Source organism: Variovorax nivicola, from assembly GCF_051216475.1.
Classification (GTDB): Bacteria; Pseudomonadota; Gammaproteobacteria; order Burkholderiales; family Burkholderiaceae_C; genus Variovorax.
The window spans coordinates 59,001-73,646 of sequence record NZ_JBPJZK010000009.1 but is presented as its reverse complement, the minus strand read 5'-3'; the positions used below and the strand labels follow the sequence as shown (position 1 = coordinate 73,646).

Here is a 14,646-nt window from a genome sequence, read left to right as displayed (position 1 = left end):
GATGTGGACGGCCCAATACAAGCCTCATCAGCGAGGAAACAACGCACATGACATCGACCCGCTCCCTGAACGAAGACGATCCGCTCGACGACTTCACCCCGCGCCAGATCACGCTAGATGACATCGAGAAGAAGGTCTACCTGATGGGCCAAGGCCCCGCTGTGATCGTGATGACCGAGATGCCCGGCATCAGCCCGCACGTGGCGCGCTTTGCGCGCTGGGTGCGCGACGCAGGCTTCACCGTCTACATGCCTTCGCTGTTCGGCCGCGACGGCGCGGTACCGCAGGCCGAGGAAGGCGCCGCAGTGTTCAAGCGGGCCTGCGTGAGCGCGGAGTTTCGCGCGTTCGCATCGAACGCATCGAGCCCCGTGACGCAATGGCTGCGCGCGCTTGCGCGGCTGGCGCATGAGGAATGCGGAGGCCCAGGCGTGGGCGCGATCGGCATGTGCTTCACCGGCAACTTCGCGCTCTCGATGATGATGGAGCCGGCCATGCTCGCGCCGGTGGTGTGCCAGCCTTCACTGCCGCTGGATGACCCCGCCGGCATGAACGTGGCAGCCGACGAACTGGCAGCGGTGCGCCAGCGCCTGGAGCGCGAAGACCTCAGCGTGCTGGCCTACCGCTTCGACAGCGACAGGTTCTGCAAGGCCGAGCGCTTCGCTGCGTTCTCTCAAGCGCTGGGCGAGCGCTTTGTCGCGCGCGTGCTGCCCGACAGCGCGGCCAACCCGAACACGCCGCCCTTCTTCGCGCAGGTGGTAGCCAGCCCGCACAGCGTGGTGACGGCGCACCTGATCGATGAGGCGGGGCAACCGACGCTTGCTGCAAGGGACGAGATCCTGGCGTTCTTTGCGCAACGGCTGCTGGCTGGCCAGCGCTGAGCAAGCGGCGTTTTCACAACAGGCAACCGAGCTCTTCCTGCGCGTGTTTGCGCACTTTTCACTTCGGCCACATGCACGCGCTAACCCCTTGGTTTGCGCGACGTTGTGGGCCCGTGCATCAGCGCCGACAATGCACCCGCGATCCGATGCCCGCGCCACGAGATGCTCTGGCAGACTGACTTGCACAGCGCACTTCTTCGCGCAGCAAGGAGCCTCCTTCATCATGCATCTCAGGTCCACGGCATCGACTGTCGCAACAACACGGCCATCGCGCTTCGCGATCTTTTCGGTTCTTCTCGCAGCACTCGTTCTCTTGACCACCAGCTTCATCACACCGAAGGCCCATGCAGCCGACGCCACCGTGCACACGCTGATCATCGACACCGACCCCGGCGCCGACGACGTGATCGCGCTGCTGTTTGCCATGGCCTCGCCCGAGCAGCTGAAGATCCAGGCGCTGACCACTGTGGCCGGCAACGTGCAGCTCGCCAAGACCTCGCGCAATGCGCGCCTGGCGCGCGAGTGGGCGAAGCGGCCCGACATTCCGGTCTATGCCGGCGCGCCGCGGCCTCTGTTGCGCACGCCCATCTATGCGGCCGACATCCATGGCAGCGAGGGCATCACCGGCGTCAAGGTGCACGAGCCGAGCCAGCCGCTGGCTGATGGCAACGCGGTCGACTACCTCATCCGCACGCTGCGCGCGGCGCCCGAGAAAAGCGTGACGCTCGCCATGCTCGGCCCCGAGACCAACCTCGCGCTGGCGCTGACGCAGGCCCCCGACATCACGCGTGGCCTGCGCGAGCTGGTGCTCATGGGCGGTGCGCATTTCAACGGCGGCAACATCACGCCGACCGCGGAGTTCAACGTGTTCGCCGATCCGCATGCGGCCGAGATCGTGCTGAAGAGCGGCGTGCCCATCACCATGCTGCCGCTCGACCTGACGCACAAGGTGCTGACCAGCCCCGAGCGCATTGCCAAGCTACGCGGCATCGGCAACCAGTCCGGCAGGACGGTGGCCGACATCCTCGATGCCTATGTGCAGCACGACATGCAGTACTACGGCCTGCCCGGTGGCCCGGTGCACGACGCCACCGTGGTCGCCTACCTGCTGCAGCCTTCGCTGTTCAGGGGGCGGAAGGTGAACGTGGAAGTCGACAGCCGCGAGGGCTTGGGCTTCGGCCAGACGGTGGTCGACTGGTACGGCGGTTTGAAGAAGCCGGCCAACGTGAACTGGATTGCGGAGGGGGATGCGCAGGGGTTCTTTGATCTGCTGACGCAGAGAATTTCTCGACTGCCTTGACGAGGCAGACGCCTCTCATCATCTTTTGCGAGCCACGATGTAAGGCCTCTTTTCCCCGCCCTTCGTTGAGTGGTCTTCGGTGGCAAGAACGTCGAAACCCGCTGCATCGATGTGCCGGCTCAAGTCCGCTGCCTGAAAGACGCCCGCATGAGGCGCCTTGCCGATCGCGCGCATCGCGGGCAGCAAGGCCAACCCGATGAGCGGGTTCATGTCCCCTAGGCAGGGTGTCTTGGAAATGAACAAGCCCTCCGTCGCGAGCAAGGCGTGAATGTGGCGCAGCGTGGCGGACAGATCGCGGACCAGGTGGAGATAGTTGAATCCCAGCACGACGTCGAACTTTGCCGCCCCTGGCGCGAGCGCCTCTGCCGTCGCAGTGCTGAACACCAACTCCGGGACAGGAGCGGCGGCATGTTTTTCATTGGCGATTGCGATCATTCCGGCGGAGATGTCCGTCGCCAGGTATGCCCGGACATGGCCGGCGAGCCGGAGCGCCGTCGTTCCTGTTCCGCAGCCCAGTTCCAGCACCCTGGCGTCCGGCTTCAACAGGGTGCGGGTCCGGTCCAGCGTGCGTTCGTAGCCGGCCTGATCCGCTATTGCGCTCTTCGCATAGCTGCGTGAAGTCCGGTCCCAGAAGCTGGCGTCGCTCGCTGTGCTCATGATGGATTGCTTCTCGCGAATATCGGCGGTCGATGTCCGGTCGTGACCGAAGACGGTGACTTGAAATGGTCGCACGAAACCCGCTTCCACGGGAGCGACTTCAGGCTTCGCCCATGGAGCTTGGACCGGCACGCGCAGCACGCGCCGCTTCATTCGGTCATCTCGCACCGCCTTTCACGCACTTCATCGCATTCGCATGGAGGTTGCGCCGGCATGCGGCAACCATGCGCACTCCACAGAGACCATGCCATGGAGATCCGCAATGCACGCTGCCTTCCGCCAGATCCTGCTGCTCGCCTCGGGCCTGCTGCTGTCATTCCAGCTCCTGGCCGCCCAGGCTGGTTGGCGGCAGCTGCGCATTCCGGGCGCCACACCCGACGCGGCCCCTACAGTGGTCGCTCTTTACTACCCGACACGAGCAACCGAGCGCACAACGGCCATGGGTCCGTTCACGGTCCAGGCGGCTATCCAGGCGCCGCCCGAGGACAAGTTCAAGGGATTGATCGTGCTGAGCCACGGCATCGGCGGCACCGAACTCGGCCACAGCAGCCTCGCCGAGGCGCTCGCGCGGGATGGCTACATGGTCGCGGCTCTTCGCCATCCCGGCGACAACTGGCAGGACGGGTCGCTGCTGCAGAAGGGCGGCAGCGTCTACTTCACCGAGCGGCCGCGGCAGGTATCGCGCGTGATCGACGCGCTGCTGCAAGACCCGCAGTGGAAGGATCGCATTGCCAGCGACGCCCGGGGCTTTCGCATCGGCGTGCTGGGCCACTCGGCCGGTGGCTATACGGCACTGGCGCTGGCGGGTGGGCGGGTCGATCTGTCGCGCATCGGCAAGCATTGCGAGAACGAGCGCGCCGCCGATCCGATCTTCTGCAGCGTGGGCCGGAACGCCCCATCGACGGCCAGCCCACCTGCGGCATCGGTGCTGCCTTCGCTGCGCGACCCGCGGGTGCGCGCGGTCGTGCTGCTGGCCCCGGCGGGTGTTCCCTTCACGGCGTCTTCGCTGGCGGAGATCAAGGTCCCCACGCAGATCTACGAGGCGGAGCAGGACCGGTTCCTCGTCCCGCGCTTTCACGCCGAATGGATTGCGCAGAACATGCCCGGGGCTGAACTCCACCGGGTTCCGAACGCCTGGCATTTCGCGTTCATGGACACCCCGAGCAGCGCCATTCCAACCGACGACGGAGACATCAGGAACGACCCGCCGGGCTTCGATCGAAAGGCCTTCCTGACGCGTCTGAGCCGCGAGATTCCGGCTTTCTTCGACAAGGCATTGCCTGAAGGGCGCGAATGAAAAAAGCCACGCTGCAGAACAGCGTGGCTTTTGTCTTTCTTGCGCAGCAGCAGCGAATCAGTGCTGCAGGATCTTGTTCAGGAAGTCCTTGGTGCGCGGCTGACGGTTTTCCGGGTGGCTGAAGAACTCGTCCTTCGGGCAGTCTTCCAGGATCTTGCCGCCCACGTCGATGAAGATCACGCGGCTCGCGACCTTGCGGGCGAAAGCCATTTCGTGCGTGACCACCATCATGGTCATGCCTTCCTTGGCCAGGCTCACCATCACGTCGAGCACTTCGCCGACCATCTCGGGGTCGAGCGCGGAAGTGGGCTCGTCGAACAGCATCACGATCGGGTCCATCGACAGCGCGCGGGCAATGGCCACGCGCTGCTGCTGACCGCCCGACAGTTGGCCCGGGAACTTGTCCTTGTGCGCCATCAGGCCCACGCGGTCGAGCATCTTCAGGCCACGGGTCTTGGCTTCGTCGGGCGAGCGGCCCAGCACCTTGATCTGCGCGATCGTGAGGTTCTCGGTCACCGACAGGTGCGGGAACAGCTCGAAGTGCTGGAACACCATGCCGACCTTGGAGCGCAGCTTGGGCAGGTTGGTCTTGGGGTCGTGCAGCGGAATGCCGTTGACGGTGATCTCGCCCTTCTGGAAGGGCTCCAGCGCATTCACGGTCTTGATGAGGGTGGACTTGCCCGAGCCCGAAGGCCCGCACACCACCACCACGTCGCCCTTGGAAATGCTCACCGAACAATCGTTGAGCACCTGCACCGGGCCATACCACTTGGATACGTTCTTGATTTCAATCATTTTTTCGGACATTTCTTTCTCTCCGGTTCGGCCACTCAACGAATGATGGCGATCTTCTTGTGCAGGCGCTTCACGAGCCAGGACAAGGCGTAGCACATGACGAAGTACACGACGGCTGCGAGCAGGTAGGCCTCGATCGGGCGGCCGAAGTTCTTGCCCGCGGTCTCGAAGCCCTTGAGCATGTCGTAGGCACCGATGGCGTAGACCAGCGACGTATCCTGGAACAGGATGATGGTCTGCGTGAGCAGCACCGGCAGCATGTTGCGGAAGGCCTGCGGCAGCACGATCAGGCGCATGTTCTGGCCGTAGGTCATGCCCACCGCCTGGCCCGCATTCACCTGGCCGCGCGGGATCGACTGGATACCCGCACGCATGATCTCGCTGAAGTACGCGGCCTCGAACGCCACGAAGGTGATCACGGCCGAGATTTCGGAGCGGTAGTTGGAGCCGAGCGAGCCGAACAGCGAATAGAACGACGCCGGCACGAGCAGGAAGAACCACAGGATCACCATCACCAGCGGGATGCTTCGCATGCCGTTGACGTAGATGGCCGCAGGCGTATCGAGCCACTTCTTGCCCGACAGGCGCATGAGCGCCAGCAGGGTGCCGAAGATCACGCCGCCGATGGTGGCCACTATCGTCAGCATGATGCTGAAGTAGAAGCCCTTGACGACGAAGTTGCTGATGACGTCCCAGTTGTAGAAGGACAGGTCGAGATTCATCATGTCAGTGTCCTCCGCCGCCCGCGCTTGCAGACACGATGAAGCCCGGCACGCGGGTCTTCTTCTCGATGAATGCCATGAGGCGGTTGATGATGAGGGCCGAGATCACGTAGCAGCCCGTCACCGCCAAGTAGACCTCGATGCCGCGCGAGGTTTCTTCCTGCGCCTGCATGGCGAACATGGTGAGTTCGGTGACCGACACGGCGAACGCGACGGACGAGTTCTTGAAGATGTTCATCGTCTCGCTCGTGAGCGGCGGGATGATGATGCGGTAGGCCATTGGCAGGATCACGTAGCGGTAGTACTGCACGGTGGTAAAGCCCACCGCCATGCCCGCATAGCGCTGGCCCTTGGGCAGCGCCTGGATGCCCGAGCGCACCTGCTCGGCAATACGCGCCGAAGTGAAGAAGCCCAGCGCCAGCACCACGAGGATGAAGCTCGGCACGCCCTTCATGACGGGAATGAGCGCCGGGATCACGTGGTACCAGAGGAAGATCTGCACCAGCAGCGGAATGTTGCGGAACAGTTCGACCCAGGCGTTGCCCAGCCGCACCAGCCACGGGCTGTCGGGCAGCGTGCGGATGATGCCGATGAGCGAGCCCAGCACCAGCGCCACGATCAACGCCAGCAGCGCGACCGACACGGTCCAGCCCCACGCCGAGAGCATCCATTGCAGGTAGCTCGGATATTCCCCCCCGGGGTCTTGCAGGAATACCTGCCAATCCCAGTTGCCCATTTGTGTTTACTCCTTCTTCACCGTCTCTTCGAAAACCAGTCCCTTGAAAAGAAACGCCCACCGCGAAAGGTGGGCGTCATCACGCAGCGACGCGGCGCTTATTCCTTGGTGACGTAGTCTTCAGCAGGCTTGTCGTTCGGGTTGGCCCAAGCGTTCTTGGTGGCTTCGCCCAGCGGCAGGCCGATGGTCACGCCTGCCGGGGGAATCGGCTTGAGGAACCACTTGTCGTACAGCTTGGCGAGTTCGCCCGACTTGGCCTGTGCCTTGATGCTGTCGTCCACGGCCTTCTTGAAGGCGGGGTCGTCCTTGCGGATCATGATGGCGATGGGCTCGACGGCCAGCACGTCGGACAGGATCTTGTAGTCCTTGGGCGACTTCGACTTGGCGGCCAGGGCAGCCAGGATCGAGCCGTCCATCACGAAGGCATCGGCACGGCCGGTTTCGAGCAGCAGGAAGCTGTCGGAGTGGTCCTTGCCGTAGACCTCCTTGAAGGTCAGGTTCTCGGCGCGCTTTTGCTTGCGCACGGTCTGCAGCGGCGTGGTGCCGGTGGTGGTTGCAACCGTCTTGTCCTTCAGGTCGGCCAGCGAGTTGATGCCCGAGTTGGCCTTGACGACGATCTTGGTTTCTTCGACGTAGGTGGTCACGCCGAAAGCCACGTCCTTCTGGCGGGTGGCGTTGTTGGTGGTCGAGCCGCACTCGATGTCCACGGTGCCGTTCTGCACGAGCGGAATGCGGTTCTGCGAGGTCACGGGCTGGAACTTGACTTCGAGCTTCTTGCCGGCGGCCTTCTCGAGGTCTTTGATGATGTTGGCGCAGACGTCGTAGTGGAAGCCGGTGTATTGGCCATTGCCCAGCGTGTACGACAGGCCCGACGATTCACGCACGCCTTCGGTGATGACGCCGGAAGCCTTGATCTTGGCCAGCGTGTCACTGGCTTGCGCCATCGCGCCGCCAGCGGCCAGTGCCGCGACTGCCAATGCCAATACTTGTTTTTTCATACAGAAAACTCCTGAGGGTGACTGAAACAGATACAACTAAATTCTAGACATTTACATTTTGCGTGATACCCGGACCAACCCGGTGCATACACACACACGCTGCACCGGGCATGCGCATGGCAGCGCCAGCCTGGTGCGATCCTGCCTCCTGGCATTGTCCGACTTTCACTAAGCAGCCTTTATGCCCGAAGCCTGGCCCGAGGGCTCGGCAGCCGGCGGAACCGGCGCGGCCGACAGGCGCACCGGCTGCGTCAGGTTCTCGGGCACGAGCAGCGCCTCCATCTCGGCGCGCGTCATGATGCCCAGCGATTCGGCCACCAGGTCGATCGGCCCGCCGGTGGCGAGCGCGGTCTTTGCGATGAGCGCGGCCTTTTCGTAGCCGATGAGCGGGTTGAGCGCCGTGACCAGCGTGACCGATTCGCGCACCCTCTTGGCAAGAAACTCGCGGTTGGCCTCGATGCCGTCGACGCAGTTCACCTGCAGCGTGATGCAGGCCCGGCTCAGGTGCTGGATGCTCTTGAACAGGCTCCAGCCCATGATCGGCTCGAAGGCGTTGAGCTGCAGCTGGCCGGCTTCAGACGCCATGGTCACAGTGACGTCGTTGCCGATGACCTCGAAGGCCACCTGGTTCATGACTTCCGGAATCACCGGATTGACCTTGCCCGGCATGATCGACGAGCCCGCCTGCCGCGCCGGCAGCCTGATTTCGCCGAAGCCGGCCTGTGGGCCGCTGGACAGCAGGCGCAGGTCGTTGCAGGTCTTGCTGAGCTTGGTCGCCACGCGCTTGAGCACGCCCGACAGCTGCACGAAAGCGCCCGTGTCCTGCGTGGCCTCGATGAGGTTGGCGGCCTGCTTGAGCGGCACGCCGGTCTGCTCGGCGAGGTACTGGCAGGCCAGGTTCGCGTAGCCGTGCGGCGCGTTGATGCCGGTGCCGATGGCGGTGGCGCCGAGGTTGATTTCTTCGATGAGCGCGCGGGCCTCGCCAAGGCGGGCCTCGTCTTCCCCGATCATGATCGCGTAGGTCAGGAACTCCTGGCCCAGCGTCATCGGCACGGCATCTTGCAGCTGGGTGCGGCCGATCTTGAGGATGTCCTTGAACTCGAGCGCCTTGGCCTCGAAGCTGCGGCGCAGGGTGGCCATCGATTCGAGCAGCCGGCCGATGGCGAACCACAGCGCCAGCCGCACCGCCGTGGGGTACACGTCGTTGGTGCTCTGCGAGGCGTTGACGTGGTCGTTGGGGTGCAGCACGTCGTAGCGCGCCTTCTCGTGGCCCAGCTTTTCGAGCGCGAGGTTGCAGATGACCTCGTTGGCGTTCATGTTGGTCGAGGTGCCCGCGCCGCCCTGGATGACATCGACCACGAACTCGTCGAGCAGCTTGCCTTCAATGATGTCCTCGCAGGCCAGGATGATGGCCGCCGCGCGGTCGCGGTCGATGGCGCCGAGGTCGGCATTGGCGCGCGTGGCGGCCTTCTTCACGTAGGCCAGCGCTCGCACCAGGTCGGGCATGGCCGAGATGCGCGTGCCGGAGATGGGGAAGTTCTCGACCGCGCGCGCCGTGTGCACGCCCCAGTAGGCGATGGCAGGGATCTGCTTGTCGCCGAGGAAGTCGTGTTCAGTCCTGAAATTGGAGCTCATACAGGTTCCTCGGCTAAAAAAAAGCACGCGTAAGGCGCGTGCCGGAGATGTTGCTGTGACAGCGGCGAAGAAAAAGCAGCCGCGACTGTAGTGGCGCCGGGTTCGGGGCGCCAATGCCGTTTGCGGGGAGTCCTATGCGCGGCATTTATAGATTGTGCGGTGCACAAATCTCCGTTGTCAGCGGTGCGGCTGGGTGCCGACCAGGTAAGACCATAGCGCATCGGCGGTGCGTTTGGGTTGCAGGCTGTCGGCAGCCGCGGCCTTGCTGGCGGCGCGGCCACCGCCGGCCTTGACCGGCACCGGCGCGCCGGGCCGTTCGCGATACGCGCGGATTTCCATGGTCGCCTCCAGGCTGTCGATTTCGGGCGGCAGCGCGCTCACGAGCTTGCGCGCCTTGATCTCCTTGCGCACCGCGCTCTGCGGCAGGAAAGCGATGCCGTGGCCTTCGAGCGCCATGACCTTCAGGCCCTCGGCCATGTCGGTCTCGTAGACCCGGTCGAGGTGGATGGCCGTGCCCGATTCCTTCAGTAACTGGTCGACCACCCGGCCCAGATAAGCGCCGGGCGCATAGCCCAGGTAGGGCAGCGGCTGGCCGGGACGGCCCGGCAGCCGGTAGCGCGGCGCGCCTTCGGCATCGGCCTTGACCCAGGGGGCCACGGTTTCCTCGCCGAGGCTGACCATCTCGTACTTGTTGGCGTCGAGCTGCAGCGGCTGCGAGGGGTGGTGGTAGGCAATCAGCAGGTCGCAGCTGCCTTCGACCAGCCGCAGCACCGCGTCGTGCACGTTGAGCGCAATGAGCCGGCTCTTGATCGGCCCGAAATGCTCTCGCAGGCTGGTCACCCACGAGGGGAAGAAGGTGAAGGCCAGCGTGTGCGGCACGGCGATCTCGATCACGTCCTGCCCGGCGGCCGAGTGCCCGCGCAGCATGGCCCGGGTGCTTTGCAGCGACTGCAGCATCTCGATGGCCTGGCTATAGAGCGTCTGGCCCGCGGGCGTGAGCCGCGTGGGGTAGGAGCTGCGGTCGACCAGGTCGGTGCCGGCCCAGCCTTCGAGCGCCTGGATTCGGCGGGAAAACGCCGGTTGCGTCACATGCCTCAATTGAGCCGAGCGGCTGAAGCTGCGGGTCTCAGCCAAGCTGATGAAGTCTTCGAGCCACTTTGTTTCCATACGCGGCGATTATGCGAGCGCCGCGCCATACTGGGCGCCCCCTCCTTTTCCCGCACTCGCCATGCCTTCAGCCGACCTGCTCGAACTCAGCGCCACCGAACTCTCCCGCCGCATCGCCGCACGCGACGTGTCCTGCCGCGAAGTGATGCAGGCCTCGCTGGCCCGCATCGAGGCGCTGAACCCGCGCTTCAACGCCATCGTGTCGCTGCGCGATCCGGCTCAGCTGCTGGCCGAGGCCGACGAGCGCGACGCCGAGCTGGCGCGCGGCGAACGGCGCGGCTGGATGCACGGCTTTCCGCTGGCAGTGAAGGACCTGAGCCATGCCGCCGGCCTGCCGACCTCGATGGGATCGCCGCTGTCGCCGCGCTCGCCAGCTCGGGCCGACAGCCTGCACGTGGCCCGCGCCAAGGCGGCCGGCGCCGTCGTCATCGGCAAGACCAACACACCCGAATTCGGGCTCGGCTCGCACACCTACAACACGGTGTTCGGCATCACGCGCAACGCCTATGCGCCCGAACGCAGCGCGGGCGGCAGCAGCGGCGGTGCGGCAGTGGCGCTGGCCTTGGGCATGCTCCCCGTGGCGGACGGCAGCGACATGATGGGATCGCTGCGCAACCCGGCGGCCTTCAACAACGTGATCGGCATGCGGCCCTCGCGCGGACGCGTGCCGGGCAACCCCGACGAGGAACTGTTCTTCCAGCAGCTGGGCTGCGAAGGCCCGATGGCGCGCACGGTGGAAGACGCGGCAAGGCTGCTGGCCGTGCAGGCGGGCTTCGACACGCGCGTGCCGCTGTCGTCGCCGCATGCCCTGCCCTCGCCCGATGCGCTGCAGCTCGACGGCGACGGCAAGGGCCTGCGCATCGGCTGGCTCGGCAGCATCTGGCCCGACCTGCCGCTGGCGCCCGGTATCCGCGAACTCGGCGAGAAGGCGCTCGCCACCTTCCGCACCATCGGCTGCGAAGTCGAGCCCTGCACGCTCGACGTGCCGCGCGAGCACAACTGGAGCGCGTGGCTGCGGTTGAGGCAACTGCTGGTGGGCGGCAAGCTCGGCGCCTACCTGAGCGACCCGAAGCTGTTCGCGCAGCTCAAGCCCGAGGCGCAATGGGAAATCGAGCAAAGCCGGCACCTCGATGCGGCCTCGCTGTACCAGGCCTCGATGTACCGATCGAACGTGTACCGCGCGTTCCTGAAGCTGTTCGAGCGCTTCGACTTCGTGCTGGCACCGACCGCGCAGGTGTTTCCCTTCGATGCCGAATTGCACTGGCCTGCCGAAGTGGATGGCGTGAAGAGCGACACGTACCACCGCTGGATGGAGATCGTCACGCCCTTCACGCTGGCAGGGCTGCCAACGCTGAATGTGCGCGCCGGCTTCGGCGAAGGCGGGCTGCCGATGGGGCTGCAGCTGGCAGGGCCGATTCATGCGGACCTCGACGTGCTGCGACTCGGGCATGCCTATGACCAGGCCTGCGGCTGGGGCACGCACCGCCCCTCCGCGTTGGCTTGACTCCCTCCCCCTCTGGGGGAGGGCTGGGGTGGGGGCAAGCGGCGCATCCATCGGGCGCTCTGCCTGCCCCCATCCCAACCTTCCCCCAGAGGGGGAAGGAGCAAAGACATCAGATCGGCGTCAACACACCGCGCCCCGCGAAGTGCCCCTCGGCATTCGCGAGGAAATGGTCCACCGACTTCTGCGTCGCCTCGGGCGACCAGCCGGCCATGTGCGGCGTCAGCAGCACGTTGTCGAGGCCGACCAGCGGCTCGGGCCGCTTCGGCTCGCTCTCGTACACGTCGACGCCGGCCCCGGCGATGCGGTTCTCGCGCAACGCAGCCGCCAGCGCCTCGGTGTCGACCACGCTGCCGCGCCCGATGCTCACCAGGTAGCCTTGCGGCCCCAGCGCGTCGAGCACTTCGGCATTGACCAGATGCTTCGTCGCCGGCCCGCCCGGCGCGACCAGCACCAGGAAGTCGGCCCACGCCGCCAGCGACTTCAGGTCGTCGAAGTAGCGCTGCGTTGCGCCTTCGCGCGGTTTGCGGTTGTGATAGCCGACCTCCATGTCGAACGCCGCCGCCCGCTTCGCGATCTTCTGGCCGATGGTGCCCAGCCCCAGGATGCCCAGCTTCTTGCCCGACACGTTCGGCGGCTGCGGAATGGCTTCGCGCCACACGCCTTCGCGGCACAGCCGGTCGAGCTTGCGGAACTCGCGCACGATGCCGATCAGCAGGCCGAAGGCATGGTCGGCCACGCAGTCGTCGTTGGTGCCCGCGCCGTTGGCCGTGGCGATACCGCGAGCACGCGTCACCTCGAGCGGCACGCCTTCGTAGCCCGCGCCCAGGCAGCAGATCAGCTCCACCGCAGGCATCGCCGCGACTTCCTCGGGTGTGATGCCGATGACGCCGATGGTCAGCACGGCGCGAAACTTCTTGCCGTGCTCGGCGATGGCGGCCGCACGCTGGGCAGGGCCAGGGGCGTAGGTCATGTCGTAGGCCTCGGCAATCTGGGCCTGGTGGGCGCTCGAAAGGCTGTTGAGCACCAGCAGGGGAATCTTGGTCGACACGTCTGAACTCCTGAGATCGATAAAAAGGAATGGATGATCGCGCTACATCAGCGGTGTTGCTTCGCTCTTCTGCAAAGCCCACATCTGGGCGTAGCGGCCCTGCTTCGCGAGCAGTTCGGCATGCGTGCCGCGCTCGACGATCACGCCCGACTCCAGCACCAGGATCTCGTGCGCGTCGACCACCGTCGACAGACGATGCGCGATGACCAGCGTGGTCTTGTCCTGCGCGGCGCTCTTCAGCTCGGACTGGATGGCGCGCTCGTTGGCCGAGTCGAGCGCCGAGGTGGCCTCGTCGAAGATCACGATCGGCGGGTTCTTCAGCAGCGTGCGCGCGATGGCCACGCGCTGCTTCTCGCCGCCGGAGAGCTTCAGGCCGCGCTCGCCCACGGTCGTGTCGTAGCCCTTGGGCGTGGCCACGATGAAGTCGTGGATGCGCGCGGCGCGTGCGGCGGCCTCCACTTCTTCGCGCGTGGCGCCCGGGCGGCCATAGGCGATGTTGTATTCGACCGTGTCGTTGAACAGCACCGTGTCCTGCGGGACAATGCCGATGGCACGGCGCAGGCTCGATTGCGTCACTTCGCGGATGTCTTCCCCACCGATGGTGATGCGGCCGTGCTGCACGTCGTAGAAGCGGTACAGCAGCCGCGCGAGCGTGGACTTGCCCGAGCCCGAGGGGCCGACCACCGCCACCGTCTTGCCCGCCGGAATCTCGAAGCTCACATGCTTGAGGATCGGGCGCGCCGCCTCATAGGCAAAGCTCACGTCCTCGAAGCGTACGGTGGCATCGGCGCCGGCCAGCGGCTGCGCGCCGGGCGCATCGCGCACCTCGCGCTCCTTTTCCATCAGCACGAACATCTTGTCGAGGTCGGTCAGGCTCTGCTTGATCTCGCGGTAGATCACGCCCAGGAAGTTCAGCGGAATGTAGAGCTGGATCATGAAGGCGTTGACCATCACCAGGTCGCCCAGCGTCATGCGCCCTTCGACCACGCCCGAGGTGGCGCGCCACAGCATCAGCACCAAGCTCACGGCAATCAGCAGTTGCTGCCCCGTGTTGAGCATGCTCAGCGTGCGCTGGCTCTTGATGGCGGCCTTGCGGTAGCGGTCGAGGCTGGCGTCGTAGCGGCCGGCCTCGAAGTCTTCGTTGTTGAAGTACTTGACGGTTTCGTAGTTCAGCAGCGAATCGACCGCGCGGCTCTGCGCCACCGAGTCGAGTTCGTTCATGGTCTTGCGGAACTGCGTGCGCCATTCAGTCACCGTCACGGTGAAGGTGATGTACAGCACCAGCGCCGCTGCCGTGATCCAGACGAACAGCGAGTCGAACTTCACGCCCAGGATGGTGAGCACCAGCACCAGCTCGATGATGGTCGGCACGATGCTGTAGAGCGACATCGAGATGAGCGAGTGCACGCCGCGCGTGCCGCGCTCGATGTCGCGCGTCATGCCGCCGGTCTGGCGCTCCAGGTGAAAGCGCAGGCTCAGCGCGTGCAGGTGGCGGAACACCTCCAGCGCGATCTGCCGGGCCGTGCCCTCGGTGGCCTTGGCGAAGATCAGCTCGCGCAGTTCGCCGAACAGCGAGGTCGAGAAGCGCAGCAGGCCGTAGGCCAGCAGCAGCCCGATGGGCACGATGAGCAGTGCCTGCGCCATGTCGGGCTTGGGCGTCATCGTGTCGACCAGGTTCTTCAGCAGCACCGGCACGCCGACGTTGGCCACCTTGGCGCCCACCATGAAGGCCAGCGCCGCGGCCACCCGCCACTTGTACTGCCAGAGGTAGGGGAACAGGCGACGCAGCGTCGCCCAGTCGGAACGGTCGCTGGCGGCCGGCGGATGGCCGCCAGCCGTGTGGGGGGAAGGAAGGGCTTCGCCGCTTCGGCGCATGGAGGACAATCGTGGTTGCTTGTTTGTTCCAGAT

13 protein-coding genes are annotated in these 14,646 nt (G+C 65.4%); 4 read left to right on the top strand and 9 right to left on the bottom strand.

Translation table 11 applies throughout. From position 1 onward, the window contains the following. Nucleotides 1-47: 47 nt before the first annotated feature. Both ACSFBF_RS28715 and ACSFBF_RS28710 read left to right on the top strand, forming a co-directional pair. Entirely contained in the window at nucleotides 48-878 is an 831-nt protein-coding gene (locus ACSFBF_RS28715) for a dienelactone hydrolase family protein (protein WP_435472937.1), read from the top strand. Nucleotides 879-1,101: 223 nt separating this feature from the next. Continuing rightward, nucleotides 1,102-2,178, top strand: coding sequence for a nucleoside hydrolase (locus tag ACSFBF_RS28710; protein ID WP_435472935.1), 1,077 nt, complete (start codon nucleotides 1,102-1,104; stop codon nucleotides 2,176-2,178). Between the two features lie 18 nt (nucleotides 2,179-2,196). Here the strand turns inward: ACSFBF_RS28710 and ACSFBF_RS28705 are convergent, their stop codons facing one another. Next, nucleotides 2,197-2,988: a class I SAM-dependent methyltransferase gene (locus ACSFBF_RS28705; RefSeq protein WP_435472933.1), complete on the bottom strand. Its 792-nt coding sequence runs from the start codon at nucleotides 2,986-2,988 to the stop codon at nucleotides 2,197-2,199. 109 nt (nucleotides 2,989-3,097) lie between these two features. Between ACSFBF_RS28705 and ACSFBF_RS28700 the strand changes: the two genes are divergently transcribed. After that, nucleotides 3,098-4,132: an alpha/beta hydrolase family protein gene (locus tag ACSFBF_RS28700; RefSeq protein WP_435472931.1), complete on the top strand. Its 1,035-nt coding sequence runs from the start codon at nucleotides 3,098-3,100 to the stop codon at nucleotides 4,130-4,132. Between the two features lie 57 nt (nucleotides 4,133-4,189). On the opposite strand, the gene ACSFBF_RS28695 is transcribed toward ACSFBF_RS28700, so the two are convergent. The 6 genes from ACSFBF_RS28695 to ACSFBF_RS28670 form a co-directional block, all read right to left on the bottom strand. Then, nucleotides 4,190-4,927 (bottom strand): amino acid ABC transporter ATP-binding protein, encoded by a 738-nt coding sequence (locus tag ACSFBF_RS28695; RefSeq protein WP_435462531.1) that lies wholly within the window; start codon nucleotides 4,925-4,927, stop codon nucleotides 4,190-4,192. A 35-nt stretch (nucleotides 4,928-4,962) separates the two neighbouring features. Then, nucleotides 4,963-5,652 (bottom strand): amino acid ABC transporter permease, encoded by a 690-nt coding sequence (locus ACSFBF_RS28690; protein ID WP_435472929.1) that lies wholly within the window; start codon nucleotides 5,650-5,652, stop codon nucleotides 4,963-4,965. A 1-nt stretch (nucleotide 5,653) separates the two neighbouring features. After that, nucleotides 5,654-6,385 carry an amino acid ABC transporter permease gene (locus ACSFBF_RS28685; RefSeq protein ID WP_093057308.1) on the bottom strand — a complete coding sequence of 244 codons (732 nt, stop codon included), beginning with the start codon at nucleotides 6,383-6,385 and terminating at the stop codon, nucleotides 5,654-5,656. A gap of 98 nt (nucleotides 6,386-6,483) precedes the next feature. Next, nucleotides 6,484-7,383: an amino acid ABC transporter substrate-binding protein gene (locus ACSFBF_RS28680; RefSeq protein WP_435472927.1), complete on the bottom strand. Its 900-nt coding sequence runs from the start codon at nucleotides 7,381-7,383 to the stop codon at nucleotides 6,484-6,486. 168 nt (nucleotides 7,384-7,551) lie between these two features. Continuing rightward, nucleotides 7,552-9,018: an aspartate ammonia-lyase gene (locus ACSFBF_RS28675; RefSeq protein ID WP_435472925.1), complete on the bottom strand. Its 1,467-nt coding sequence runs from the start codon at nucleotides 9,016-9,018 to the stop codon at nucleotides 7,552-7,554. Nucleotides 9,019-9,195: 177 nt separating this feature from the next. Then, a complete protein-coding gene (locus ACSFBF_RS28670) occupies nucleotides 9,196-10,185 on the bottom strand; it encodes a LysR substrate-binding domain-containing protein (RefSeq protein WP_435472923.1) in 990 nt (329 codons plus the stop codon). A gap of 61 nt (nucleotides 10,186-10,246) precedes the next feature. Between ACSFBF_RS28670 and ACSFBF_RS28665 the strand changes: the two genes are divergently transcribed. Beyond that, a complete protein-coding gene (locus ACSFBF_RS28665; RefSeq protein WP_435472922.1) occupies nucleotides 10,247-11,689 on the top strand; it encodes an amidase in 1,443 nt (480 codons plus the stop codon). Between the two features lie 109 nt (nucleotides 11,690-11,798). Here ACSFBF_RS28665 and ACSFBF_RS28660 read toward each other — a convergent pair whose 3' ends face one another. Together ACSFBF_RS28660 and ACSFBF_RS28655 are read right to left on the bottom strand one after the other, a co-directional pair. Next, nucleotides 11,799-12,737 (bottom strand): 2-hydroxyacid dehydrogenase, encoded by a 939-nt coding sequence (locus tag ACSFBF_RS28660; RefSeq protein WP_435472920.1) that lies wholly within the window; start codon nucleotides 12,735-12,737, stop codon nucleotides 11,799-11,801. Nucleotides 12,738-12,779: 42 nt separating this feature from the next. Next, complete coding sequence (locus ACSFBF_RS28655) at nucleotides 12,780-14,612, bottom strand: ABCB family ABC transporter ATP-binding protein/permease (RefSeq protein ID WP_435472918.1); 1,833 nt, start codon at nucleotides 14,610-14,612, stop codon at nucleotides 12,780-12,782. Nucleotides 14,613-14,646 lie beyond the last annotated feature (34 nt).

What these genes read in the sequence shown, in the direction of transcription:
- ACSFBF_RS28715 (WP_435472937.1), top strand. Translation starts at nt 48, where the DNA reads ATGACATCGACCCGCTCCCTGAACGAAGACGATCCGCTCGACGACTTC.
- ACSFBF_RS28710 (WP_435472935.1), top strand. Translation starts at nt 1,102, where the DNA reads ATGCATCTCAGGTCCACGGCATCGACTGTCGCAACAACACGGCCATCG.
- ACSFBF_RS28705 (WP_435472933.1), bottom strand. Translation starts at nt 2,988, where the DNA reads ATGAAGCGGCGCGTGCTGCGCGTGCCGGTCCAAGCTCCATGGGCGAAG.
- ACSFBF_RS28700 (WP_435472931.1), top strand. Translation starts at nt 3,098, where the DNA reads ATGCACGCTGCCTTCCGCCAGATCCTGCTGCTCGCCTCGGGCCTGCTG.
- ACSFBF_RS28695 (WP_435462531.1), bottom strand. Translation starts at nt 4,927, where the DNA reads ATGATTGAAATCAAGAACGTATCCAAGTGGTATGGCCCGGTGCAGGTG.
- ACSFBF_RS28690 (WP_435472929.1), bottom strand. Translation starts at nt 5,652, where the DNA reads ATGATGAATCTCGACCTGTCCTTCTACAACTGGGACGTCATCAGCAAC.
- ACSFBF_RS28685 (WP_093057308.1), bottom strand. Translation starts at nt 6,385, where the DNA reads ATGGGCAACTGGGATTGGCAGGTATTCCTGCAAGACCCCGGGGGGGAA.
- ACSFBF_RS28680 (WP_435472927.1), bottom strand. Translation starts at nt 7,383, where the DNA reads ATGAAAAAACAAGTATTGGCATTGGCAGTCGCGGCACTGGCCGCTGGC.
- ACSFBF_RS28675 (WP_435472925.1), bottom strand. Translation starts at nt 9,018, where the DNA reads ATGAGCTCCAATTTCAGGACTGAACACGACTTCCTCGGCGACAAGCAG.
- ACSFBF_RS28670 (WP_435472923.1), bottom strand. Translation starts at nt 10,185, where the DNA reads ATGGAAACAAAGTGGCTCGAAGACTTCATCAGCTTGGCTGAGACCCGC.
- ACSFBF_RS28665 (WP_435472922.1), top strand. Translation starts at nt 10,247, where the DNA reads ATGCCTTCAGCCGACCTGCTCGAACTCAGCGCCACCGAACTCTCCCGC.
- ACSFBF_RS28655 (WP_435472918.1), bottom strand. Translation starts at nt 14,612, where the DNA reads ATGCGCCGAAGCGGCGAAGCCCTTCCTTCCCCCCACACGGCTGGCGGC.